35 protein-coding genes are annotated in these 23073 nt (G+C 38.5%); 33 read left to right on the top strand and 2 right to left on the bottom strand.

Annotated elements, in window-relative coordinates:
• Positions 1 to 2: 2 nt before the first annotated feature.
• From ACVWXS_RS05595 to ACVWXS_RS05435, 33 genes are all read left to right on the top strand, one after another.
• Positions 3 to 188, top strand: coding sequence for a DUF7167 family protein (locus tag ACVWXS_RS05595; RefSeq protein ID WP_456956767.1), 186 nt, complete (start codon positions 3 to 5; stop codon positions 186 to 188).
• 701 nt (positions 189 to 889) lie between these two features.
• On the top strand, positions 890 to 1342 hold the full coding sequence (locus tag ACVWXS_RS05590) for a hypothetical protein (RefSeq protein ID WP_456956766.1): 453 nt from the start codon (positions 890 to 892) through the stop codon (positions 1340 to 1342).
• Between the two features lie 125 nt (positions 1343 to 1467).
• Positions 1468 to 1962, top strand: a complete 495-nt coding sequence (locus ACVWXS_RS05585) for a terminase small subunit (protein WP_456956764.1) — start codon at positions 1468 to 1470, stop codon at positions 1960 to 1962.
• Positions 1934 to 3394 (top strand): phage terminase large subunit, encoded by a 1461-nt coding sequence (terL, locus tag ACVWXS_RS05580; RefSeq protein ID WP_456956762.1) that lies wholly within the window; start codon positions 1934 to 1936, stop codon positions 3392 to 3394. The genes ACVWXS_RS05585 and terL overlap by 29 nt, the downstream gene beginning before the upstream one ends.
• Positions 3395 to 3403: 9 nt before the next feature.
• Positions 3404 to 4738, top strand: a complete 1335-nt coding sequence (locus tag ACVWXS_RS05575; RefSeq protein ID WP_456956760.1) for an anti-CBASS protein Acb1 family protein — start codon at positions 3404 to 3406, stop codon at positions 4736 to 4738.
• A complete protein-coding gene (locus tag ACVWXS_RS05570; RefSeq protein WP_456956758.1) occupies positions 4731 to 5519 on the top strand; it encodes a minor capsid protein in 789 nt (262 codons plus the stop codon). Before ACVWXS_RS05575 ends, ACVWXS_RS05570 begins: the two co-directional genes overlap by 8 nt.
• A gap of 246 nt (positions 5520 to 5765) precedes the next feature.
• Positions 5766 to 6032 (top strand): Gp49 family protein, encoded by a 267-nt coding sequence (locus tag ACVWXS_RS05565; RefSeq protein ID WP_456956756.1) that lies wholly within the window; start codon positions 5766 to 5768, stop codon positions 6030 to 6032.
• Positions 6033 to 6071: 39 nt separating this feature from the next.
• Positions 6072 to 7205, top strand: coding sequence for a DUF2213 domain-containing protein (locus tag ACVWXS_RS05560; protein ID WP_456956754.1), 1134 nt, complete (start codon positions 6072 to 6074; stop codon positions 7203 to 7205).
• Entirely contained in the window at positions 7206 to 7652 is a 447-nt protein-coding gene (locus ACVWXS_RS05555) for a structural cement protein Gp24 (protein WP_456956752.1), read from the top strand.
• 14 nt (positions 7653 to 7666) lie between these two features.
• Positions 7667 to 8575, top strand: coding sequence for a DUF2184 domain-containing protein (locus tag ACVWXS_RS05550; RefSeq protein WP_456956750.1), 909 nt, complete (start codon positions 7667 to 7669; stop codon positions 8573 to 8575).
• Between the two features lie 15 nt (positions 8576 to 8590).
• Positions 8591 to 8902 (top strand): hypothetical protein, encoded by a 312-nt coding sequence (locus ACVWXS_RS05545; RefSeq protein ID WP_456956748.1) that lies wholly within the window; start codon positions 8591 to 8593, stop codon positions 8900 to 8902.
• An 11-nt stretch (positions 8903 to 8913) separates the two neighbouring features.
• Positions 8914 to 9273, top strand: coding sequence for a DUF4054 domain-containing protein (locus ACVWXS_RS05540; protein WP_456956746.1), 360 nt, complete (start codon positions 8914 to 8916; stop codon positions 9271 to 9273).
• Positions 9274 to 9744, top strand: coding sequence for a hypothetical protein (locus ACVWXS_RS05535; RefSeq protein WP_456956744.1), 471 nt, complete (start codon positions 9274 to 9276; stop codon positions 9742 to 9744).
• Positions 9737 to 10099 carry a hypothetical protein gene (locus tag ACVWXS_RS05530; RefSeq protein WP_456956742.1) on the top strand — a complete coding sequence of 121 codons (363 nt, stop codon included), beginning with the start codon at positions 9737 to 9739 and terminating at the stop codon, positions 10097 to 10099. The genes ACVWXS_RS05535 and ACVWXS_RS05530 overlap by 8 nt, the downstream gene beginning before the upstream one ends.
• Positions 10099 to 10602 (top strand): phage neck terminator protein, encoded by a 504-nt coding sequence (locus tag ACVWXS_RS05525; protein WP_456956740.1) that lies wholly within the window; start codon positions 10099 to 10101, stop codon positions 10600 to 10602. The genes ACVWXS_RS05530 and ACVWXS_RS05525 overlap by 1 nt, the downstream gene beginning before the upstream one ends.
• Positions 10602 to 11612: a DUF3383 family protein gene (locus tag ACVWXS_RS05520; RefSeq protein ID WP_456956738.1), complete on the top strand. Its 1011-nt coding sequence runs from the start codon at positions 10602 to 10604 to the stop codon at positions 11610 to 11612. The genes ACVWXS_RS05525 and ACVWXS_RS05520 overlap by 1 nt, the downstream gene beginning before the upstream one ends.
• A gap of 13 nt (positions 11613 to 11625) precedes the next feature.
• Positions 11626 to 12030, top strand: coding sequence for a phage structural protein (locus ACVWXS_RS05515; protein WP_456956736.1), 405 nt, complete (start codon positions 11626 to 11628; stop codon positions 12028 to 12030).
• Between the two features lie 101 nt (positions 12031 to 12131).
• Entirely contained in the window at positions 12132 to 12416 is a 285-nt protein-coding gene (locus ACVWXS_RS05510) for a hypothetical protein (protein ID WP_456956734.1), read from the top strand.
• A 180-nt stretch (positions 12417 to 12596) separates the two neighbouring features.
• Entirely contained in the window at positions 12597 to 14795 is a 2199-nt protein-coding gene (locus tag ACVWXS_RS05505; RefSeq protein ID WP_456956732.1) for a hypothetical protein, read from the top strand.
• Between the two features lie 3 nt (positions 14796 to 14798).
• Positions 14799 to 15395, top strand: a complete 597-nt coding sequence (locus ACVWXS_RS05500) for a LysM peptidoglycan-binding domain-containing protein (RefSeq protein ID WP_456956730.1) — start codon at positions 14799 to 14801, stop codon at positions 15393 to 15395.
• A gap of 2 nt (positions 15396 to 15397) precedes the next feature.
• Entirely contained in the window at positions 15398 to 15721 is a 324-nt protein-coding gene (locus tag ACVWXS_RS05495) for a phage baseplate plug family protein (RefSeq protein ID WP_456956728.1), read from the top strand.
• Positions 15714 to 16514, top strand: a complete 801-nt coding sequence (locus ACVWXS_RS05490; RefSeq protein WP_456956726.1) for a phage protein — start codon at positions 15714 to 15716, stop codon at positions 16512 to 16514. Before ACVWXS_RS05495 ends, ACVWXS_RS05490 begins: the two co-directional genes overlap by 8 nt.
• Positions 16511 to 16975 carry a hypothetical protein gene (locus tag ACVWXS_RS05485; protein ID WP_456956724.1) on the top strand — a complete coding sequence of 155 codons (465 nt, stop codon included), beginning with the start codon at positions 16511 to 16513 and terminating at the stop codon, positions 16973 to 16975. The genes ACVWXS_RS05490 and ACVWXS_RS05485 overlap by 4 nt, the downstream gene beginning before the upstream one ends.
• The gene (locus ACVWXS_RS05480; RefSeq protein ID WP_456956722.1) at positions 16975 to 17328 is read left to right on the top strand and encodes a DUF2634 domain-containing protein; all 354 of its coding nucleotides are present in this window, start codon (positions 16975 to 16977) and stop codon (positions 17326 to 17328) included. Before ACVWXS_RS05485 ends, ACVWXS_RS05480 begins: the two co-directional genes overlap by 1 nt.
• A complete protein-coding gene (locus tag ACVWXS_RS05475) occupies positions 17315 to 18496 on the top strand; it encodes a baseplate J/gp47 family protein (RefSeq protein ID WP_456956720.1) in 1182 nt (393 codons plus the stop codon). The genes ACVWXS_RS05480 and ACVWXS_RS05475 overlap by 14 nt, the downstream gene beginning before the upstream one ends.
• Positions 18489 to 19130: a hypothetical protein gene (locus tag ACVWXS_RS05470; RefSeq protein ID WP_456956718.1), complete on the top strand. Its 642-nt coding sequence runs from the start codon at positions 18489 to 18491 to the stop codon at positions 19128 to 19130. Before ACVWXS_RS05475 ends, ACVWXS_RS05470 begins: the two co-directional genes overlap by 8 nt.
• A gap of 15 nt (positions 19131 to 19145) precedes the next feature.
• Positions 19146 to 19475: a hypothetical protein gene (locus tag ACVWXS_RS05465; RefSeq protein ID WP_456956716.1), complete on the top strand. Its 330-nt coding sequence runs from the start codon at positions 19146 to 19148 to the stop codon at positions 19473 to 19475.
• Position 19476: 1 nt separating this feature from the next.
• Positions 19477 to 20307, top strand: a complete 831-nt coding sequence (locus ACVWXS_RS05460) for a glycine-rich domain-containing protein (RefSeq protein WP_456956714.1) — start codon at positions 19477 to 19479, stop codon at positions 20305 to 20307.
• 15 nt (positions 20308 to 20322) lie between these two features.
• Positions 20323 to 20604: a hypothetical protein gene (locus tag ACVWXS_RS05455; protein WP_456956712.1), complete on the top strand. Its 282-nt coding sequence runs from the start codon at positions 20323 to 20325 to the stop codon at positions 20602 to 20604.
• 1 nt (position 20605) lies between these two features.
• The gene (locus ACVWXS_RS05450; protein WP_456956710.1) at positions 20606 to 20773 is read left to right on the top strand and encodes a hypothetical protein; all 168 of its coding nucleotides are present in this window, start codon (positions 20606 to 20608) and stop codon (positions 20771 to 20773) included.
• A 128-nt stretch (positions 20774 to 20901) separates the two neighbouring features.
• Entirely contained in the window at positions 20902 to 21150 is a 249-nt protein-coding gene (locus ACVWXS_RS05445) for a BhlA/UviB family holin-like peptide (RefSeq protein WP_456956708.1), read from the top strand.
• Positions 21151 to 21162: 12 nt separating this feature from the next.
• On the top strand, positions 21163 to 21423 hold the full coding sequence (locus ACVWXS_RS05440; protein ID WP_456956706.1) for a phage holin: 261 nt from the start codon (positions 21163 to 21165) through the stop codon (positions 21421 to 21423).
• The gene (locus ACVWXS_RS05435; protein WP_456956704.1) at positions 21423 to 22163 is read left to right on the top strand and encodes an N-acetylmuramoyl-L-alanine amidase; all 741 of its coding nucleotides are present in this window, start codon (positions 21423 to 21425) and stop codon (positions 22161 to 22163) included. Before ACVWXS_RS05440 ends, ACVWXS_RS05435 begins: the two co-directional genes overlap by 1 nt.
• A gap of 50 nt (positions 22164 to 22213) precedes the next feature.
• Here ACVWXS_RS05435 and ACVWXS_RS05430 read toward each other — a convergent pair whose 3' ends face one another.
• Positions 22214 to 22399, bottom strand: coding sequence for a hypothetical protein (locus tag ACVWXS_RS05430; RefSeq protein WP_456956702.1), 186 nt, complete (start codon positions 22397 to 22399; stop codon positions 22214 to 22216).
• A gap of 11 nt (positions 22400 to 22410) precedes the next feature.
• The gene (locus ACVWXS_RS05425; RefSeq protein ID WP_456956700.1) at positions 22411 to 22893 is read right to left on the bottom strand and encodes a hypothetical protein; all 483 of its coding nucleotides are present in this window, start codon (positions 22891 to 22893) and stop codon (positions 22411 to 22413) included.
• Positions 22894 to 23073: the final 180 nt, after the last annotated feature.

The raw sequence follows: 23073 nt of genomic DNA, 5'->3' as shown, positions 1-23073 counted from the left end.
TAATGAGAAAAGTTCACTTCTCAGTATCAATGAATGTGCAAGGAGCATACAAAGAAAGAACTTATACATTCGAAGAACTTGGTATTGATGAGACTCCAGCAGAAGAGTTAGAAGAAGCTATCGGAGAAGCCTATAACGAATGGGTATGGGATCAGTTATCGGGTGGTTTTGAAGTTATAGATAACTGAATAATTCTAGAACATGTTACAAATGTGATAGATGTTACAAACGTTACATTAGTTACACATTAGGTGAGGATAAAATAATATTGTAAAATTGGAGGCAGGACGGCGCGGCAATGTTTTCCTCCCTTGGTATTTATAAAATCCTAAATATTAGGGAAAGACAGACCGACGACCGACCTGCGCTCCGCAAATTTGTTCGGAGCAAGACAAACACGGCCGGCCCATATTTTTAAGAGATTAGGTATCTTAATTAATATAAAAGGCTAAAAATTGCTGAAGGAGTGGTTTTTATGTGAACTTCGTCCACTTTCCATAATTCAGTCAAACTTACTACAGCAACAAAGTGCGCGGATACGCACTATAAATAAAAACGCAATTCGCTTTACAAATATAACGTGGTGCAGATCTACCACGAATCTGAAAGTGAGCTAACTCGACAACTAAATACTTTACCGCAGTAGACGAGCCTTATCCCTAGCACGGTAAGGCTTTTTCTTTTGCTTTGAAAACTGCATCAAACAGCCAAAACAAATAACAAAGGACTAGTTTACGGGTGACTAAGTATCTCAGGAGCATTAGATACCAAAGAGCACTGGGCATGCACTAGTAACCGATAGGGCGGGGTTTGGTGTGGTTTTGAGAGTATAAGAAAATTGTTCCAAATATCAACCTAACACTTTATGATTGAAGTGGAGGGATAACTTATGAAAATAGATTGGGGTAGTATAGCTGATTGGGTAAGTGGGACAGGCACTATATTTGCAGCGCTAATTGCTTTATATTTTGGTACAAGGGACAACAGAATTAAACTGGATATTCAAATAATCAACGATAAATTTAGGGCTTTTGGAAACGAAGGTCATGGTAATACTTATGATGTGTGCGTAACGAATATAAGAGTCAGAACTGTTCATATTCGTTCATTAGGATTTTATAAAAGAAAATTAATAAAGAAAAAAATGTTATCTAAAACTACGCATAGTAAAGACGTTCTTATAGCATCGTTAGCATATGGTGAAATGGTGAACAAAGAAATTACTTTCGATAGTGACAGTTTCATGAGACTTACAGGGACTAAAACGAATGATATAAAAAAATTATATATCGGTATAGAAGATATTTCAGGAAAAATATATTACAAAAAATTTACACCTTGATAAAAGGTGTTTTTATTTTACCCTGAAAAGTGAGTATCGAGCAGTTACCCCCTTTACTGCTGGGCAACGGTACTTGCTTTTGAGAGTGAAATACATGAAGTGATTAACGTAATGGGGTGATGCCATTGATTGAACATAAATTAACAGATAAACAATTAGCATTTGCTGATTACTACATCGAACTAGGAAACGCCACACAAGCGTATTTAAGAGCTTATCCGAATGTGAAGAAGGAAACGACAGCTAGTACAAATGGAAGCCGTATGCTTGGAAATGCTAAGGTAAAAGCCTATATTGATGAACGCATGGAACAATTAAAATCAGCGCGTGTTGCTGACCAACAAGAAATATTGGAGCTGTTAACGTCAGTGGCACGAGGTGAAACGAGAGCAGCAACGTTAATTGGTCTTGGTGGTGGCGAGGAAGATATTACGAATGATATGCCGCCAACTATGGCTGAACGAATCAAAGCTGCTGAATTGTTGGGAAAACGTTACAGCATGTGGACTGACAAACAACAAGTTGATGTTAGTGGTTCTGTATCAACTAAAGTAGATTTCAGCGGATTAAGTACAGAGGAGTTGAGAGCAATTGCCAACTCTAAACGCGGAACAGATTGAAGTATTAGCTAAAGAGGCTGAGAAGGAACTTGCTCGTCGTTCTTACCATGATTATGTAGAGTATGTACACCATGGGCACTATCAGCATTATCCACATACTCGAATCGTTTGTGATGAATTGCAAGAAATCGCAGAAGGTAAACAGAAGTTCATTTTAATCGAGATGCCTCCGCGCCATGGTAAGTCAATGACAGTGACTGAGTCATTTCCTAGTTACTATATCGGGCGTAATCCAGAAAAACGTGTTATTACTGCCGCCTATTCAGATGGCCTTGCTACAAAGTTCGGACGCATGAATCGTAATAAATTCAATGAGTTTTCGTCAGAGCTGTTTGATATTAAATTATCTGAAGCGAATGCAGCCAATAAAGATTGGGGCGTACAAGATAGACGTGGTGGAATGATCAGCACAGGTATTGGTGGTTCTATCACTGGTCAAGGTGCAGATTTAATGATTATCGATGACCCTATCAAAAACATGAAAGAAGCAAGTTCTCAGCTTATCCGAGATAACATCTGGGATGAATGGGAGGCAACACTTTCTACACGTTTACATGATGGTGCTTCAGTAATCGTGATTATGACACGTTGGCATGAAGATGATTTAATTGGTCGATTGTTAGTGCGTAGTCCTCGTGATTGGGTACGCTTGCGTTTACCTGCTATTGCAGAGGATGAAAATGATTTATTAGGTCGTGCACCAGGCGAGCCGTTATGTAGGGAGCTTGGGTTTGATGAACAATGGGCTGCTGATAAAAAAGCAGAAGTTGGTAGTCGAACATGGAACGCTTTATACCAACAAAGACCTTCTCCGGCAGGCGGCTCTATCTTTAAACGTGAATGGATCCGTTATTACGTGCGCACTCAAGAGCAACATCGAGAATGGGCTTTATCAGATGCCGTGGCTATTTTACCGACTCATTTCGATAAGATGGCTCAATCGTGGGATTGTACTTTTAAAGGAACTGACACTAGCGACTATGTAGCTGGTGGCGTGTGGGGGCGTAAAAAAGCGCAGTATTTCTTATTTGATATTGACCACAGGCGAATGGGCTTTGCGGATACTATGAAAGCGATTCGTGCTATGTCTGATAAGTGGCCCAATGCACGAAGTAAATATATTGAGGATAAAGCAAATGGTTCAGCTATCATCGAAATGTTAAAAGATGAGATAAGTGGTATTGTTCCAGTTGATCCCGAAGGTGGTAAGGAGGCACGTGCTAATGCGGTGTCTCCTTTATTTGAGGCTGGAAATGTATATCTACCACATCCAAATATGTGTCCTTGGGTTGAGGATCTAATGGAAGAGCTTGTATCATTCCCTAACGCAGCGCATGACGATTTAGTGGATATGATAACACAAGCATTGAATCAGTTGTATACAAGCAATTCTAATCCGTTAGAACGCTATAAAAACTTATTAGGAAAGTAGGTGAGAACGATGAAAACAATTGATCAAGCAAAGGAATTACGTAATGACTTCATGCAAGGTAACGGCAAGGCGAATCATAAAGATAAACTGACCCGACAGGTTGCTGGTGTTGGTCGTAAATTAACGCATGATGAAATCACGAACTTATATGGTGACAGCCGTATTGTACAAAATATTATCGATATTCCTGCTGAAGATATGACACGCAACTGGTTCACTCTTAAGATGAAAGATGAGCAATTAGCGCGTAACATCATGAGTAAGCTTGCTGATCTAAAAGCCAAGAAAGCATTCAAAGAAATGTTTACTTATGACCGTCTCAGAGGAGATGGTTTTATTTCATTAGGTGTAACACAAGCCCATAAATTCGATTTAAGTGAAGAATTAAAATTAGATAAATTGTGGAAAGTTGACTATCTACATGCATTCAGTTCCATGAAGGTGAATGAATTCCTGATTAATGAGGACGTATTTGATATTAAATACGGTCAATTAGAGCAATTACGTATTAATCGTGCATCTAGTCATGGGTTACAAACGCAAACAACTGAATCGGCTGTACACGTATCACGTTTGCTTCACAGTCAGACGAGGAGATTCGAAGGGGAAGCACAAGGACGTTCACTGTTAGAGCCTTTATACGACATTCTGACGGTTTTTGACACGTCTGTATGGTCGGTTGGTCAAATCCTTCATGATTTTACGTTTAAGGTGTATAAATCTAAGGATATTGAGAACTTATCAACGCAGGACAAACAGCAACTATCTATGATTATGGACTTCATGTTCCGTACAGAAGCGTTAGCAATGATTGCGAGTGATGAGGATCTTACGAAACAAAGTACATCAGTATCAGGTATTAAAGACTTACTTGATTTTGTTTGGGACTTGTTAGCTGGTGCTGCGCGAATGCCTAAAACGGTTATCAAAGGGCAAGAATCAGGCACTATTACTGGCGCTCAATATGATGTTATGAACTACTATTCTCGTATCGTTGCTGACCAAGAGAACGAAATGAAGCCGCATTTAGAAAAACTTATCCGAATGCTGTTAATGGCTGAAAAGGAGCTAGGTGGACGCATTGACCCAGAATCCTTGGAATGGGAGATACAATTTAACCCTCTTTGGAACGTCGATGCTAAGACGGATGCAGAGATTCGTAAGCTTGTTGCAGAAACAGACCAGATATACTTACTTAACAATGTTATTATGGCTGATGAAATCCGTGAGGCGCGCTTTGGTCAGTTTGGTTTATCAGATACTCTTAAATTTAGTGGAGATGAAGATGATCTAAAGAACCTAGCTAACAACGTTTACAAAGGGTGGAGTGGTCGAAATGACTAAGAAGGTGCCTGTTACTCGTTTCCCAAATGCTGCAACTGTTAGTTATAGTCGAGCTATAGAAAAGATGATTACAACGCTTGGTGCTGAAACATTAAAGTTATTCGAAAAGTACATTGTGCCACAACTAACAACAAGGCAAGATGCTTATTATGTTTTAGATGGCATATTGGACGACTTAAAGAAAATGTTTCATTTGTTGAAGAATAAGGTGAGTGAGATTTTCACTACTACTCGAATTGAACTTGCTGCATCGTCTTTCGTAAAGGGCATCAATCGCTTTAATCGCCATAACCTTGAGCAACAAATGAAAGTGAAGGGAATTGATTTAGTAGCTACAGAACCATGGTTAAAAGATTTTCTGCACACGAAAATTTCAGACAATGTAAGCTATATCAAAACTATCCACGAGGATTATTTCACTAGTATTGAGAATGTTGTTTATGATGGCGTGAAGGAAGGGCGCTCGATTAAAAAAATACGTGAGCAACTTGTGGAAGAAGTCAAGATTTCTAAGAATAAGGCGCAGTTTATCGCTATTGACCAAGCAGGTACCATCTTAGGACAAATGACAGCTCAGCGCCACCAAAATATCGGGATTGATAAATTCACTTGGTACGATGCGGCTGATGAACGTGTGCGACAATCGCATAAAGAACTTAGTGGAAAGGTGTTTTCGTATAATGACCCACCTACTGTAAACGGAAGAGTGGTATTACCCGGTGAGGATTATCGTTGTAGATGTGTTGCTATTCCTAATTTTGATGATGAAGAGGAGGATTGAATATGTCTGGTCAAATATTGCAAAAAGTACATTGCCAAGTAATAACAAGCGTGGGTGAATATAGTGAAACTTTAACAATTGACGGTTCGGTAGATGATGTAATTAAAATATTATAATCTACTCGTGCGAATGAGACGAATGAGACAACTAACAACTTTCACATTTGTGTAGCACCGAGTGGTGATAAAGTTATAGCCTTAGATTTTGCTGAAGAATTAAAAAGTTATTTGGAAAAGGTGATTAAACATGTCTAAAAACACAGTAACTCAAGAACAAATCGATAACATCGTCGAACATTCTGAATTTGAAGTATTTCATCGAGTGCATGAAAAGCAATGTTTAGTAGTAGCAAAATTACCAAATGGCTTTACAGTAGTTGGAGAATCAGCTTGTGTTGATCCAGCTAATTATGATGAGCAGATTGGATATGATTTAGCAATGAAAAACATTAAAAATCGTTTATGGGAACTTGAAGGATATGCATTACAAAATAAATTGCATGAACAAGAGTGATATTTCTATTGATTTCATTGGATAAAAGGAGGTGAAACATTGAAACTACAACGCTACGACACGTCTTATATAAAAGACTACATGGAAACATCAGAAGGGTATTTAACGGTTAATGTGCCGATCACTCGTCCTGGTGTTTTTCCGTATCAACGACAAGATGGCACTGTTCAGATGGAGGCAAAACTACCAGACGAAATATTTAGTGACCGTACTATTTATTCAGCACGTTCTAAACCAGTGACAGATGAACATCCAAATGAACCAGTAACAATCGACAACCATCAGCAGTATTCGAAAGGTATGAGTCATACCGATTCACGTGTAGAGGACCTTAAATTGTATGTGTCATTAACAATCACAGACAAAGATTTAATTCAAAAGGTTTTTGATGGAAAGCGTGAGATTAGCATTGGATTCCTTAGTGATGTAGTTGCTGAAACTGGCACATACAATGGACAGAACTACGAATATGTTCAACGAAACATTGAAATTAATCACATTGCCATTGTAGATCAAGGGCGAGCAGGTCCAGAGGTTGCTATACGTTCGGATAGTGATGCATGGCAAATAGATTCCGAAGAGGATAAAGATAAAGGAGGAACAACTTTGGTAAAGTACAAAATTAACGGAAAAGAATATGAGATTGATCCAGCAGTAAAGGCGCACATTGAAAGTTTAGCATCTTCAAAAGATGAAGAGGAAGAGGAAGAGGAAGAGCCGAAAAATAAAAAGAAAAAGACAGATGCTATGGATGTTTTACAAGGGCGTTTTGATGCTTTGGAAGTGAAGCTACAAAACACTGAAAGAGATCTTGCTGACGAAAAGGCAAAGCGAATGTCAGAAGATGAACTTGATAAAAAAGTAGAAGAACGAGTGACATTAATTAGTACAGCAAAGCCACTTCTTGGCGATTCATTTGATTTTACAGGTAAATCAGAGCGCGAAATCAAAGAGGCTGTTATATCGACTGCTAAGGCAGAATTTAAAGGTGATGGTAAGTCAGATGACTATATCAACGCCTTTTTTGATGCAACGGTTGAGCAAGTACAGTCAAGTGGCTTCTCTAGTACTGGTACCAATAGCGCATACACAGGTGATGCGGCATCTACCAATAAAGAGCTAGAAGAATTAAAAAATAAACGCTTAAACATGCGTAATAAGGGGGACAAATAAATGCCTATTACAAATTATCCTGATTATATGCAACCTGCCGGTAAAGCTGGTCAAATATCTAGCTATCAAGATTATTTAGCAGATACTTACGCAGTAGAAGCGACAGTACCATTCGGTGCAGCTGTACAATTAAATGCAACTGGCACAGCAATTAAACCAATCGCAACAGGTGGTACAGTAATCGGTATCGCTTTAGCTCAAAACATTCATGACTGGGTGGAAAAGAAGGATGACCAAAACTATCCTGTTGGTGAACCAGCAGCGATTGTTAAACGTGGTCGTATTTTTGTAGTTGCTGGTGGAGATGTTATTAACGGCCAAACTGTCAAAGTGGACCCTACTACTCAAAAGTTTACGGTAGATGGGGCTATCGCCATTAATGGTGCCGTATTTAAAGCCAATGCTACAGCAAATCAATTAGTAGAAATCGAAATTAACTTACCTTAAGGAGGAAACTTTACATGACAATTCCATCATATCGCGGAGATGCTTTAATCCGCCCGCAAGACTTAAATGCAATTGACAAGCGTGTGTATGAACCGCATGCTTCAGAATTAAAAGCACGTTCTATTTTTTCATTAAAAACGGATATTCCGGCAGGAGCAAAGACTTATAGCTATGATGTTTTAACACGCTCAGGTGCTGCTAAAATCTTAGCTCCTGGTGCAACAGATGTACCTTTAGTAGATGCAGATTTAACGGAAGAAACGGTTAAAATTTATTCTATTGCTGCAGCATTCAATATTTCCGTACAGGAAGTACGAGAGGCGCAGATGTCTGGTCGTCCTATCGAAGTTACGAAAGCTGATACTGTACGTAAAGCTATTGCTGAAAAGGAAAATCAAATTGCTTTTTCAGGTGATAAAACCCATGGTATTAAAGGCTTAACAGATTCTGTAGGCATTCAAGTATATGCTACACCACAGAATGATGCTGGTACATCTACAAAGTGGGCTGATAAAACAGGTGAGGAAATTATTGATGACATTATCGAAGCGAAGTCAAAAGTCGATATGTTGAACGGCCACGAAGCTGATACATTGCTTTTAACACCTGATGCAAAGAAACAACTTCAAAAGAAAGTGTTTAATGAATTCACGAAGCAAACTGCCCTTCAATATCTACAATCGGAAAAAATGTTCAAAACTATTGAAACGATTAATGATCTAAAAGGTAAAGGTTTAGCAGGTACGGATTGTTTGGTAGTACTTGATTCTTCACCTGATGTTGTGGAACTTGGTATTCCGTTAGATATTATGCGTCATCCGCAAGAATACGCATTCCCTAACACAAAAGTGCCATTTGAAGAACGTACAACAGGTTTAATTATTCGTTATCCGATGGCTATTTGCCGTGCAGATGGGATTTAAGGAGGACACTTATCAATGTTAGTTCAAAACAAAGGAAACCATTCTTACCAAGCTAATGGACTTACGCTTGTTCCAGGTACAAATAAAGTGGATGAGAAAAATTTCGAGAAGTTTCTCTCTCATCCATTAATGGCCCATTTAGATAAACAAGGCGAATTTGTCTATGACAATGAAAAATCAAAGCCTTCCGCAAAAGATTTAATCGCTATGATTAAGGATTCATTTGATGTTGATATGCTAGAGGCTTTGAAAGCTGAAGAAGAACGTAAAACTGTACTTGATGCCATTGACGAACGCATTGAAGAATTAACAAATCCCGAAAAATAGGAGGGATTCACATGTTATTAACATCAATCGAACGTATTCGCATGCTTAGTGATGAATTCACTTCGATTTCGGATGAACGATTAACAATGTACATTGAGGATGCTTCACTTGAAGTGTCCTCTTTGTCTGTTATGGAAACATATCAGGAGCGATTAACGCGTTATTTAGCTGCTCACTTAGCAACTTTAAGTGTCAGCAAAGGTCAAGCAGTCATTCGTGAAAAGGTTGATGTAATCGAACGTCAATACAGTGATCCGAATAAAAATATTGGGCTTTTAGCAACAAAATATGGTCAAGAATATCAGCGAATTCTAGATGAGTTAGAAGAACAGTTGAAACCAAAGAAATCAATTAACTTGGTGGTGCTGTAAATGGCCAGAATCAATGTAAAAATCACGGATAAAAATAATACTGTCCGTTTGAAAGCTGTGTTAAAAGAACTCAAAGAATACTCCGTTGAAGTTGGTATTTTTGGAAGCGATGAATATGTGATGATAGCAAGTGTCCATGAGTTCGGTGCCACTATTCGAAAAGGTGGAGGTACCATTACAATACCTGAACGTTCTTTTATACGAACTACTTTTGACGAAAAAAATGAGGAATGGTTTAACTTTTTTAAAAAGCAGATTAAACGAGTCATTGCATTCGAAATGGATCCTAAAACGTCATTTGAACGCTTAGGTGCTCGTATGGTAGGAGATATTCAAAAGAAAATCACTGATTTAGATGCTCCACCTAATGCCCCTTCTACCATTGCTAAAAAAGGTTCAAGCAATCCACTTATTGATACTGGTGGCTTACGAATGCGTGTCACTTATAAGGTGGTGCGAAATAATGCCTGAATTAATGATTTTTAAAGAAGTCGTTGAGCAAAATAGTGTTCCTTTTGTCGCTTTAATAGATCAAGAAGGACAACACATTAACGGTAAATGGGTTCCAGGTAAAACTACAAAAGTCCCAATGACTGGTATCATATTGCCACTAAACAATGATGATCTAAAGTACATCGAAAGTGGAGTGTACACAGTAAAAGAAAAGAAATTATTTGTAGTTGATCCAATAAAAATAGACACCAAAGTGGAATACAAAGGTGATACTTACACAATTCAGTCATTTAAAGATTTATCAGTCTATACCGACGTACACATTTATCTCATGCGATATAGAGAAAATGCTGAAGGAGGGAACACGATTTAATGTTTAGGTACGATGATGTATGGTTACCTCTGCAAAGTGGACTCTCGCGTTACACAGGAATTGAGGTAATCCAAGCTGATGGGATGGGGAAACAGCCTCCATATCCTTTTTTCTCTATAAAAAATATATCACCTGCAATTGGTGTAGGGCAGGCCACTGAATACGTAGAAGATAACATAATGACTATAGAACAAGATGTAGAAATTATTTTATCTATCACGTGCAACGCTGGGAAAATTGAAGATGCAGAGGATTATTCCAATAAGGCACGGGGATATTTTTTAGGTAAAGGTTCAATTGAATTGTCAGATGTAAACATCGCAGTTGTAGAGGTGCTTGACGCTAACAACCGTGATGTTTTTTTAACGGTCGATTATGAACGTCGTGTAGGATTCGATATTCGATTACGAGTTCGAGGGCGAGAATCATTCGAAGTTGATGTAATCAAAAGCATTGAAGCTACAGGAACTATTGAAAATATTGAAATTAAGGAGGGAATTTAATGCCATTACAAGACGTAACAGTCACAATTGACATTAAGAAGCCATCAGCGCTTATTGGACTAGGTACACCGTTGATTTTAGTTAATAAAGCCGGTGCAAGTACCTACAAAGAATACCTTGATTTAGAAGGTATCAAGGAGGCGATAGGCGATACATCTGATGGTTATAAGATTGCGAAACAAATTTTTGCACAAGGAGATAACAGACCTGAGAAAGTAGCTATTGCAACTTATGATACTGCAGGTCAAACTCCAATTACAGCAGTATCGGTACTAGAAAACTATTTTTATAACGATTGGTACTTTGTGATGTTGGACACTGGTTCAGCTACTGAGTACAAAGAAATCAGTGATGTGGTAGAAGCGAAGGCGTTGAAAATGGCTGCTCATATAGTTGATAGTGCTACTGATTTAGAGATTTTAAAAGCTGGGAAGTATGACCGAACTTTTGTTATTCAACATAATACACTTGCTGAATTACCACATGCCGCATTAATCGGACAAGTTGGTTCACAGCCAGTAGGTTCAGTTTCATGGAAGTTTAAAACACTTAAATTTGTAACGCCACAAGACCTGACACCAACACAGTTAAATGACATTCATACTGGTGGTGCTTTCGCTTATGTAACAAAGGCGGGTATTGACCAAACGTCTGAAGGCAAGATGATTAGTGGAGAATACATTGACGTTATTCACGGTAAGGATTGGGTTAAATTAAACATCGAGCAACAAGTTCAGTATTTGTTATCAACTAATCCTAAAATTCCTTACACAGACAGTGGTATTGCTCAAATCGAAAGTGCTGTTCGTACTGTATTAGAAATTGCAGGACAAAACGGCATTATCGCTACTGACGACGCTGGTCAATATCTATATACCATTACAGCAAAAGGTAGAAATGAAGTCTTAGCTTCTGATCGTGCAGCACGTAAGTATAATGGTCTGTCGTTTAGATTTGAGCTTGAAGGAGCAATTCACGAAGCCGGCATTCATGGTGAGATTTTAGTATAAAGGAGGATTTTAAATGTCAGGACATATCGCAACGTATGACGCTCGTAAAGTTACAACAGTAATAGGCAGCGTTATTTTAACAGGATTTCCCGACGGAACAATGGTCAAATGTTCTAAGGACAATGACAATTTTGTAGCTTCTTCAGGAGCCCAGGGTGATGTAGCCATCGCTATTAACGGTGATGGATTAGGGACAATTGAGGTTACACTATCCCAAACATCGCCCCAAGTATCATATATGGACAAGTTAGCAACAACCAGTGCTATGGTAACGGCTTGGGTTAACTCAAACAATGAAACAAAAGAAATTGTTGGTGGAACAAAAGCGATGGTTACTAAGCCAGCTGACAAAGAGTTTGGTAAAGAAATATCAAGCCGTGTTTATGTAATTAAAGTGTTTGATTACGGCGTTAAATAAATCGAAGGAGTGAGTGGGCTATTTGCTCACTCTTTTTATTTGCAATGAAAAAACGACACATTACAAATCATTTAAAACGAAAAGAATGGGAGAGATACAAAATGGCTATTAAAAACAAACAAGAGAAAAAAGAAATTTCAGGGAAAACATTTATTTTTCAACATCCAGGACTGGAATCATCTTTAGAACTACGAGAACGAGCAAATGATGGAAACGGAAATTTATCGAACAAAGAACTCTATGCAGAAATCTTGGAACATGTTGTTTTTGTTGACGTTGATGGTGTACCTCAAAAGATAAACTTCACATACTTCGAAGAAAACTTTGATTCTATGAAGGTGTTTACAGAAGTAATGAAAGAGGCACTTAAATTCCTTTTTCGATAAATATGAGGACTCAATTTATCGATTAAAAGCTGAAAGTAGATGGCTTTTTTGGCGTCCAATAGTCGAAAAAGTATTGTCATACGAAGAAGTACAACGAATGACGCAACACGAAATCCGTGAAGCGAATGCAGCTATCGATATTCATGTTGAGAAAATCAATCAAGCAAGGGAGGCGAGTAAATGAGTAGCGTTCGTGATTTATTCGTTGAAATCGGAATGGAAATCGATGATGATCCCTTAGATGAACTTGATGAGCTTATTAATGAAGTGAAGAGATCCCTAGGAGGTTTTGATTCTAGTGGATTAGACGAAATCGAAAGAAGAGCTAGTGAAGTGGCAGAAGAGTTTGAAGATTTATCAAGAGAACTCAGACAAGCTGACAGAGGAGTAAATGATTTAGATAATAATACTCTCAATAGATTGAATTCCGAACTAGCCGAAGCTTCTATTTTAGCAAACATTCTTGAAGATGAAATTGAGGATATTACCACAGACATAATGAAAGCAAGTGTTGCAACGTTATTAATGGGCAACGCATTTATGATGGCTGGAATGAATGGTGTCATGATGGGGTTGGGGGTTTCTAGTGCGATAGGTGGAATCATTGCCATTTTAGCACCGTTACTCGTTCTAGTTGGTGGATTGGGTGCATCATTCCTAGCTGCCGGAATAGGTATAGCCGCATTTGGTGCAGTTGCCATGAGTGCGTTAGGTCCAGTAATAGAAGGAGCAGACAATTTAACCGCCTCACAACAAGCCGCCAGAAATGAGTTAGAAAAGTTCCAGGATTTTTGGAAAGGTTTTGTGCAGCAATTTGAAGCGCCTGTTTTCGATATATTCGGAAAAGGGTTGTCATTGGTACAAAATATTTTAACAGGTTTAGCACCGACGATTGATGCTGTTGCTGGTGTCATAGGCGAATTGATGAACGAAATGAATAATTCTGTTGTTGGCGGAGGTTTAAAAGATTTCTTTACCTGGTTAGAAACTCACGCGGCGGGAGCAATATATAATTTCGCTCATATTTTCGGGAATGTGTTCAGTGGCATCTTCAAGATGTTAGGTGCATTTTCTCCAATAGGCGCAAGCATTGAGGAAGGTTTGCTGTCAATGACCGCTAGTTTCAGTGAGTGGGCCGGCAACTTATCATCTTCTAACGGATTCCAACAATTTATAGACTACGCTGTGGAAAACGGACCTAAGCTGATGGACATATTCGGGAGTGTATTTAGTGTTATAGGTAGTGTAGTAACCGCACTTGCTCCACTAGGTTCAGTGGTATTGTCAGGTCTGCAGTTACTAACAGGATTTATAGCGAGCAATGTAGCACCGTTATTCGTCGAATTTAGCGGATGGATTACGCAATTGGCTGGAACATTCATTGATCAATTAATGCCAGCAATTATGCCGTTAGCAGAGCAACTGATGCCTTTATTAAGCGAAGCATTCTCTACTCTTATGTCAGCATTAGGTCCACTCGCACAGGAGTTGTTCCCTGTTTTAGCGGAATATTTCGGCAACCTGATGAGTTTAGGACAAGCACTAGTAGAGACGTTTATAGCTATTTTCCCTACTATACAAGACATTGTTATGACGGTTGTTCCTATAGTTGTTGAGGTATTCACAAGTTTATATGATATCATAAGTTCTCTTATACAAAATGTAGTGATTCCTTTGTTGCCTATGATAGCAACAGTAATTTCTGAAGTATGGTCAGTTGTTAAACCGATTCTTGATCCATTGAAAAGTCTACTTTCTACAATCGGTGACACAATCGTAGTTTTAATAAATGAAGTCGTTGCGCCTATGATTCCTAAAATTGGTGATTTCATTTCTAATATGTGGTCGATAGTAAAACCTATCCTTGAGGCAATAGTTAGAGCGTTTGGCAATGTTACTGGTGCGATAGAAATAGTTGTTGGAGCTGTTAAAGATTTAGTCAGCGCGTTTGCTAATGTCAAGGTTCCGGATTGGATGTCTAGTGTAGGTGGAAAAATAAAGGGTGCGGCTAGTGCAGTAGGTAATTTCTTCAATGGTTCACACGCAACTGGATTAGGTAGAGTACCTTTCGACGGATATGCTGCTGAACTGCATAAAGATGAAGCTGTTTTAACCGCTGACCAATCAAATGCATTGCGAGATATAGGTGTATTAAAAGGTGATGGCAGTAGTCCACAACTAGATTTAAGTGGAAACGACAGTGGAAGTTATAAAACGACGTATTCAACAAATACCAATTCCAACAAAGTGAGTGCATCGGTAAGTATCACTGTACAAGGCACAGATAACCCACAAGAAACAGCTCGCAGTGTCAAAGAAGAGCTCGAAGATTTCTTTGCAGACTTAATGAGTGTTATGCCAACGCCAAGGGAGGGATAGTCAGTGACTGAAGAATTAGTGGGTAAGTCACGTATTAATGGTCTGTTGATACATGTGACGGGTGAGGATGCCAACTTTGACGTTGACACCCCTACTCATAAAGTTGAAAAAGGAATTAATTTATCGGACCACGTTGAGCGAAAGTCAGAGATTGTTAAATTATCAGGTCTTTTAGTACGTCCAACAAATGAGCGAGTTGAATCACTCATAAATAAGTTAAAAAACATTGAAATAAAAGGTCAACCAGTCACTTATGAAGGTCGTCGAATCTATAAGAATATGCTTATGAGTGGATTGGCTATTAAGGCAAGTTCGAAAGTTATGAACGGCCATAATTTCAGTTGTACCTTAACTGAGGTTCGAATTGCTCAATCATCTTATGTAGACCCAAAAGTAAAAGCAGTTACAGCACCTGTTGCCGAGGCTGGGCGTAAACAAACTGAGAACAAAAAGGGGAAAGAAGTATATCACGTTGTAAAAAAAGGTGATACTTATTCTTCTCTTGGTAAAAAATACGGTACTAAGTGGCAAGACATTCAAAAATGGAACGGTTATGATCCGAAGAAAATCCCTATCGGTGCAAAATTGAGGGTGGTGTGATAATGCTAGACTTTGAATATATAGAAATAGAAAAAGCGCTCATTCCCTATCGTTTCGAGGTGGAATTGGGCGCTGAATTGTTTGTGATAGAAATTAGATATAACGAGCTGCATGATTATTTCACGCTGGACCTACAAAAGGACGGAGAAGTATTGGTGCATGGTGAAAAGATTGTGTATGCTATGCCTTTATTTAATGAGGTGTTTGACAGTCGTTTCCCAGCACCAACTATTATTCCTATTGATCCATCAAATAAAGAAACACGTGTGACATTTGCAAACTTGAATAAAACAGTATTTTTAAAGTTGGTGAACAGCAATGAGTAAATTATTTAAACGATATGTAGAGGTTGTAACAGGGAATTTAAAATTTAATAACACCGACCTAGATATTGAGTTTGAGGTACCGTTCGATGACGACTTAGAGCCAAACATCAGCGAAATCACTATTTACAATTTATCAGAATCAACTAGAAATAAGTTGAAACGTGGTGAGGTCATATCAATTAATGCTGGGTATGTAGAGGACAAGGGATTAATTCTTAGTGGTCGTATCAATAGCATCCACACAACACCATTAGGAGCCGACAGAGCTACAGTAATCAAAGTATTGGATACTTATTCATTCAATACTAAAAAGACGCTCCAACGCTCATATAAAGGAAAAATAAAGGCTGATGCTATTATCAAGGATTTAGTAAAAGCTCTAAATTTAAAAGTGGCTGTGCTAAAATTGCCAAAAAATAAAGTGTATGACAAAGGATTTTCGGTTAACGGAGAGATATTTAAGAAGATTCAGGATGTTGCGAATGATTGTGGTGCTTCAGCTTATATATCAAGACAACAAACATATATAAGGCCTATCACGGAAGGAGATAATCATAAATTTATCCTTAGTCCTGATACTGGTCTTGTTGGATCACCAGAATATTTTGAAACTGAACGTAAAGGTGTAGTAATGAAAGGGTACAAAGCAAAATCATTACTACAACATCGGATGAATACAGCATCGATTATCGAACTTCAATCAATCGTCACGAAAAGCAAAGTGCGTGTGAAAAAAGGCAAGCACGTTTGTAAAGGGAACTCGTTCTACACAGAAGTGGAGGCAATATTATGACGAGTGTAACAGAATTTTTTAATGGCCAACAACAAAGTATACTCATGAATTTAAACACTGCTATGCCTTGTGAAGTGCTCGCATATGATGAAACCAAAAGAAGAGCTAAGATACAGCCTTTATTTCAAGTGAAAGAATATGGCCAAACTGAAAGCTCCTTGGCTCCTATCGAAAATGTGCCGGTAATATTTCAGCGTTATAAAGTGCATAACAATGCACCGATTTCAATAACAACAGATACTGCACCACACGCTCAATATTCAGGTACTGGTGAACATGTGCATAATGTAATTACTTTTACAGAATCAGTTGAAATGATTCCAGATTTAAGAAATGGCGATATAGTGCAAGTAATTTTTAACCAAAGGTCCATCGATGAAGCAATGAACGGAAAAAATGCTTTCCCTGGTACAGCTAGAATGTTCGATATTCATGATGCCGTAATAGTGGGGGTGTTTTAGTGAAAACATTAGCGCTATTAGGCGGAGATTTACTCTTTGAAAACGGTGATTTTAAGATTGATGAAGATGAAAAAGAGGTAGATCAATGTATAGCTATATCACTTGGCACTAACTTAAAAGAATGGTTTTTAAACGAGGAATTCGGTCTTGATTTCAAACGAGTGTTGGAGAAATCAACAAAAAATGAAGCGAGAGCCGAGGTTATGCGTGTTCTTTCGCAAGAAGAACGAATTAAAGAGATCAATAGTGTTGAAATAAACGATGCTAATAGGATTAGAACAATCGTATTTGCAGTAACACTTATCGATGGCACAGTAATAAACAAGGAGGTGGCTGTCGGTGGCATTGGATAAGAACGGTTTTAAGCGTAAGACCTATAACGATTTAGTTGATAGCATGTCATCTAAAGCAAAAGAAAAATTCGGTGCTGATGCTAATACTACAGAACGTTCATTCCTCGGTATTTTAATTCGCATTATGGCGTGGTTTTTCTCGTTACTTTGGCAGGACACGGAAGATGTTTACCACAGCGCATATCGAAAGACAGCCCAAGGTGTCCAGTTAGATATGTTATTACCATACGCAGGCATCACTCGTAATTTAGCTGACTTTGCTTATGGGAAAATCGAAATAACCGGTACACCCAACCACTTCATCGGGAGTGGTTTTTTAGTGTCTACCAATAACGATATTTTCTTTGAAACGTTATACGATCTAACACTAGATTCAGAAGGTAAGGGTACTGTTGAAATTGTAGCGTTAGATGACGGTGCTATTGGTAATGTAGGGGCAAATACAATTACTCAGATAGTAAATCCTGATGCGGACATTTTAAGTGTGAATAACCTTTTGAAAACTAATGGTGGCCGCGAAAAAGAAACTGATGCAGAAGCTAGAGAACGATCTGACATAACTGTTGAAGGTATTGGCTCAGCTACAACAGCTGCAATACGTACTAATCTTTTAAATATCCCAAGTATTCGCGCGGCGAAGGTAATTGAAAATTATAAAGATGTAGTAGATCAATATGGTACTCCACCACGTTCCATTCAAGCTTTTGTGCTAGGTGGTGGTGATGATGAAATTGCCAAGGCAATTCACGAAAAGAAAGCTGGAGGCATTCAACCGTTCGGAACAACTTATGTGGATGTACTTGATTTAAGTGGTGATGTGAAACAAATAGGATTCACAAGAGCTGATGAAGTAAATGTATTCATTAAAGTAAATGTAACAACAAATACATCGTTTACATCTAATGGCGTTAATCAAATCAAAACAGCTCTTATCAAATATGTCGGAGGCACTGACGTTAACAATAATGCTTACTCTGGATTAAACATGGGTGACGATGTAATAGTATCTCGTTTAATCGCCAAAACATACAGTGTTGATGGTATTGAAGATGTAATTGTTGAGGTATCAAAGGACGGTATTAATTACAATGATTCAAACGTGGTTATCGGCTTACAAGAGGTAGCTCAAACGCATTTTAATGACATTGAGGTGACAATCAATGTTTAGTACAAAATCGATTGTTAAACGATTTTCCGATTACTTTGACAAGACACCTGATTCGAACATATCGAAATTAATGAGTATTTTCGCTGCTGAAGCAGAAGAAGTTAAAGTTACAAATGACCGCATCAGGCAGTGGAGAAACATAGACGATGCTGAAGGTGTTGGTCTTGATTTAATAGGGCAAAACGTCAATCAGCCTCGCGGTGTCGCAAACGATGAAGTATATAGAATCTTATTAAAGTCGAAAATCGCTAGAAACTTAAGTGATGGAACAATCGATACAATCATACAAGTACTTGCCATTGCCTTATCAGTTGAGCCTAAAATGATAAAAATTAAGGAAAAGTGGAACGATCCTGAAGAACCCGAACCAGCTGCAATCAAAGTTATTGAGCTTCCTTTAACAAAGCTGAATGAGGCAGGATTAGACCCTACGAACTTTGTTCGTATCGTACAAAGGACCGTTGCAGCAGGAGTTAAGGTAGGGGTAATCGAGCTTACAGGTACATTTGAGTTTGGTGATATTACAAACTCGATCGATAACCATAAAGGGCTAGGCGACATAAACGATGCCTCAATAGGCGGCTACTTCGGTGCTGTATATACACCTTCTCAAGATACTGAATTACCAATTTAAAGGAGCGTGAAGATATTGGAAAATGAATTACCAGTATGGTTAGACCCTGGTGTAGAACCTCCTGAAAGCTTAAAAACATCAGGATGGCAACCGGGTATGAAACCATCTGCACAACATATGAACTGGCTTTTTAATCGTATCTATTTAGCTATTAATCATCTTATAGAAAATGGTGATGTTTCAGCATTGGAACAGCTAGTAAATACATTAAAACAAAATTTCGATAATCATCTCAATGATCCAATGCCTCATAAATACACGAATTCAGATAACGGTAAAACTTATCGACATGGATTTGGTATCGATGCAGGAGGACCTTATATAATTCAGCAGGAGGTTGAGTAGGATGGCTGAAATAGAAAAAACATATTTACCGGATAAAGCAACACAAATGGCTATTAAGCAAAGAGTAGATGAAATTAACACAAAATCAGACCAAATAAAACAAGGTGTAAACGACTTAAACACAAAAGTTGCAGCAATAGGAAACAAAGCCGTAAATGGCTTTGCGAGATTTACAACGCCAGGTGCGGCTACGTGGACAGCCCCCGAGGGCGTAAAGTTCGTCAAATTAACAATGTTCGGCGCTGGTGGCGCTGGTGGTGGTGCTCATATAAATACGAATAACCAGGCGGCAGGCGCTGGGGGAGGTGGTGGTGCGTTTATTATTGACCATGTAATAGAAGTAGTTCCAGGTCAAACCTACGACTTGTTTGTAGGTTTGGGGGGTGTACCTACAGAGGGTTCTCATGGTGGTAACGGTGGTGCGTCAATCGCATTTGGTTTCACATGTAATGGGGGGTCTGGCGGGGTAGGCTCTTTTAATAATTCAGCTACCCCAATAACTCCTGGAGGTACTGTATCATCTGGTAACGTTGTAAGTAAGGGTGCATATGGTGGCTTAGGTATGGCTGTGAACGAAAACTATGCAACCTATCGCATAGGAGGGAATACCCCAAAAGCTGTGGGAGGTCACTCAGCTTTCATAGTGAGTGGCTATGCGACAGGTGGCGGTGGCGGTGCTGGCTATGGTGGCGGTGGTTATGGTGGTACAAACACGTCAGGTAACATAGGAGGTTTCGGTGCTGGAGGAGGAGGTGGCGGTGTAATGAACAACGGTATATTTAAAAACTATGGTGGCTATGGTGGTAACGGCATTATAGAAATCGTATGGTAAAAGGAGACTAACAACATGAAACGCTACGCACAAATACAGGAAAACAAAGTGTTTTATATCTACGAAGTGGAAGAACGCCCCCCATTTCCAGACGATGTACTACTTGTCGATGTGACAGACAAACCCGAAGTAAAAGAAGGCTGGGACTACGATGCAAAAACAGGCGAATTTACAGCGCCAATCATCGTAGAGTCGCCGCCAATCTCGCCGCAACCAACGTTAGAAGAAATGCAGGCACAAACACTTTTAAACACCGAATACTTAATATCAAAAAGCGATCTGTTAGGAGGAATGTAAAATGTCAGTCTACGAATTATGTAAATTTTTAATTGAGCGTAAACGCTATGAGCAGAGTGCTATGTTAAATAAGGTAAATGTCTTTTATGCTAATAATCAGTTAAAAGATGATGAATATACAGGGTTACTAACTGTAATGGATGAGCAAAAAACGCAAGCAGAAGCTTAGTGTTATTTTTTATGCATTTTTTAAGTGCTGTGAGAGCAATCGAGATGGGCAACGGTACGTGGTACTGATTCTCGATGCTTCTCATGGCTTTACATTTTAATCATATAGGGCAAAGGATTGGTGATTGTATGGATATTGTATCCACAGTAACAGCAGTAAGTCAGGTAGCGAACTCACAAGTGGTTTGGTCAATACTTTGTATCGGATTAGCTATTTATGTACTAAAGCATTCTAATCAACGAGAAGAACGCTTACTTAGTAATTTAGATGAATTAACGAAAGCACAAGGTGAGCAAGCTGCAGCGATGCAAGAAATTAGTAAAAGTTTAACATCACTTGAAGGTCGTATGGACCGCATGGAAAAACACATTTTTTAGGAGGAGTCATTCATGAAAATTAACTGGAAAGTACGCTTACAACACAAACAATTTTTGGTATCACTAATCGCATTACTTATCGTGCTCGCAAATCAAATTGCGGGCATTTTTAATGTCGATATTACTATTTATAACGACCAAGTAACAGCTATTTCTGAGACTGTTTTAAGTGTTTTAGCGTTGCTTGGTATTATTATCGACCCGACAACATCGGGAGTTTCAGATAGCACACAAGCAATGGATTACGACAAGCCAAAGGATGGTGTTCAATAATGGTAACAATTCGTCAAAAGTTAGTATCTGAATCTCAGGCAGCCAAAGTAACTAATGGAAAAGGTAATACAAAGAAAAAAGTTGTTGTACATGGTACAGATAACTACAAAACCGGAGCTGATGCAGACGCTCACGCTCGACTACAATTCAATGGTAACAGTCGTAATGCTTCGTGGCACTGGACAGTGGATGATAAGGAAGCTGTTCAATCATTTTTACATCAATGGAAATGTTGGGCTGCAGGAACATCTAAAGGTAACTCAGAAGGTATACACGTTGAAACGTGTGTAAATAGTGATGGTAATTATAAAAAAACTTTAGAAAACGCTGCTACATTAATCGCTAAGATCTTGAAGGATGAAAAGCTTACAATTAATGATGTAGTGCAGCATAATCATTACAGTGGTAAGAACTGTCCTAGAGAGATCCGTTCAGGCAATGTTCCGTGGAGTGAGTTCTTAAAAATGATTCAGAATGCTGGTGTTACACAGGATCCTAAGCCAATTACAGATAACAATAAATATCGTGTTTTAACAGGCACGTACAGTACACATAAAGCAGCAGAAAATGTAACGGATGTATTAAAACATCGTTTCGGATGGGTCGCTTATATCGAGCCTGACGGCAAGTTATGGCGAGTTAAAACAGGTACATTTACTGGTGCCGAAGCCGCAAAAGATGGGGCAAATAAAATTAAAACTGCAGAATTGGCACAAGTTGCTAATATAGTAGCTGCATAACAACGAAGACCAGGTAATCACAAACATTTGTGAACCTGGTCATTTTTAAATTAAACCTCTAATTCATCATGTTCTTTCTTTTTAGGGACAATCTTTTTAACGGTCATAACAACTTCATCAATCTTCTCTTCAAACATCAACTTAATGATACGCACTACCCTTTCACACTTCTCCATAACAAACAAAATGATTATCCCACCACTAAATGTATAACCAACAAAATCAATGATCCCCATGTATAACCTCCTTATAATTTTAACAACCTATAAATCTCACGAATCTTCATTTGGTCTAGATGTAACAAGTATTTTGACAAGTACCATTGCATGAACTTTTTATTACCGAGCGTTATACGAATAAGTACAGCTGCAGTAGTGGTTGGTGTTATATCTAGAGCGAAGGCCAACACGCTCAATTGATCATAGTCTCTTCTTTTAAATTTAATGGTCACTTTTCCTGTATTAGATTCAGTTGTTATTCTTAGTTTTGGTCTTTCTGGATAGCCCATAGTAATTGTGTTATTCCATCGATAATCTCTCCGGAACCATTTTCTTATATCTTCAACGACGATCTCCGATACTGCCCCAGTATTACATAACCTTTCTGCAACATCTTTTACATGTTCATCACAAATTTCAGCAAATCGATACAAAGTGATTTTCAAGGACTCCGAGATAGTGGGCTTCACATCAACTTTCTTATCTGAGCGAGTTAATCTCCTGCTCCCCATCGAAAAATTTCCCTCCTCCCCGTACCTTTTAATAACGTATCCCTAGGAATTAATCCTAAACTTAATCGATTCCTAGACTTAATGTAGGTATACGCAGCCGATTTTCGTAAAAGAACCATGATAAAAATATTTATTACAATTGTAATAATCAAGATCGTAAAGCAATAAAATGTACTACAT

Source organism: Lysinibacillus sp. TE18511 (assembly GCF_054062295.1).
This window is presented reverse-complemented; position numbering and strand designations above follow the sequence as displayed.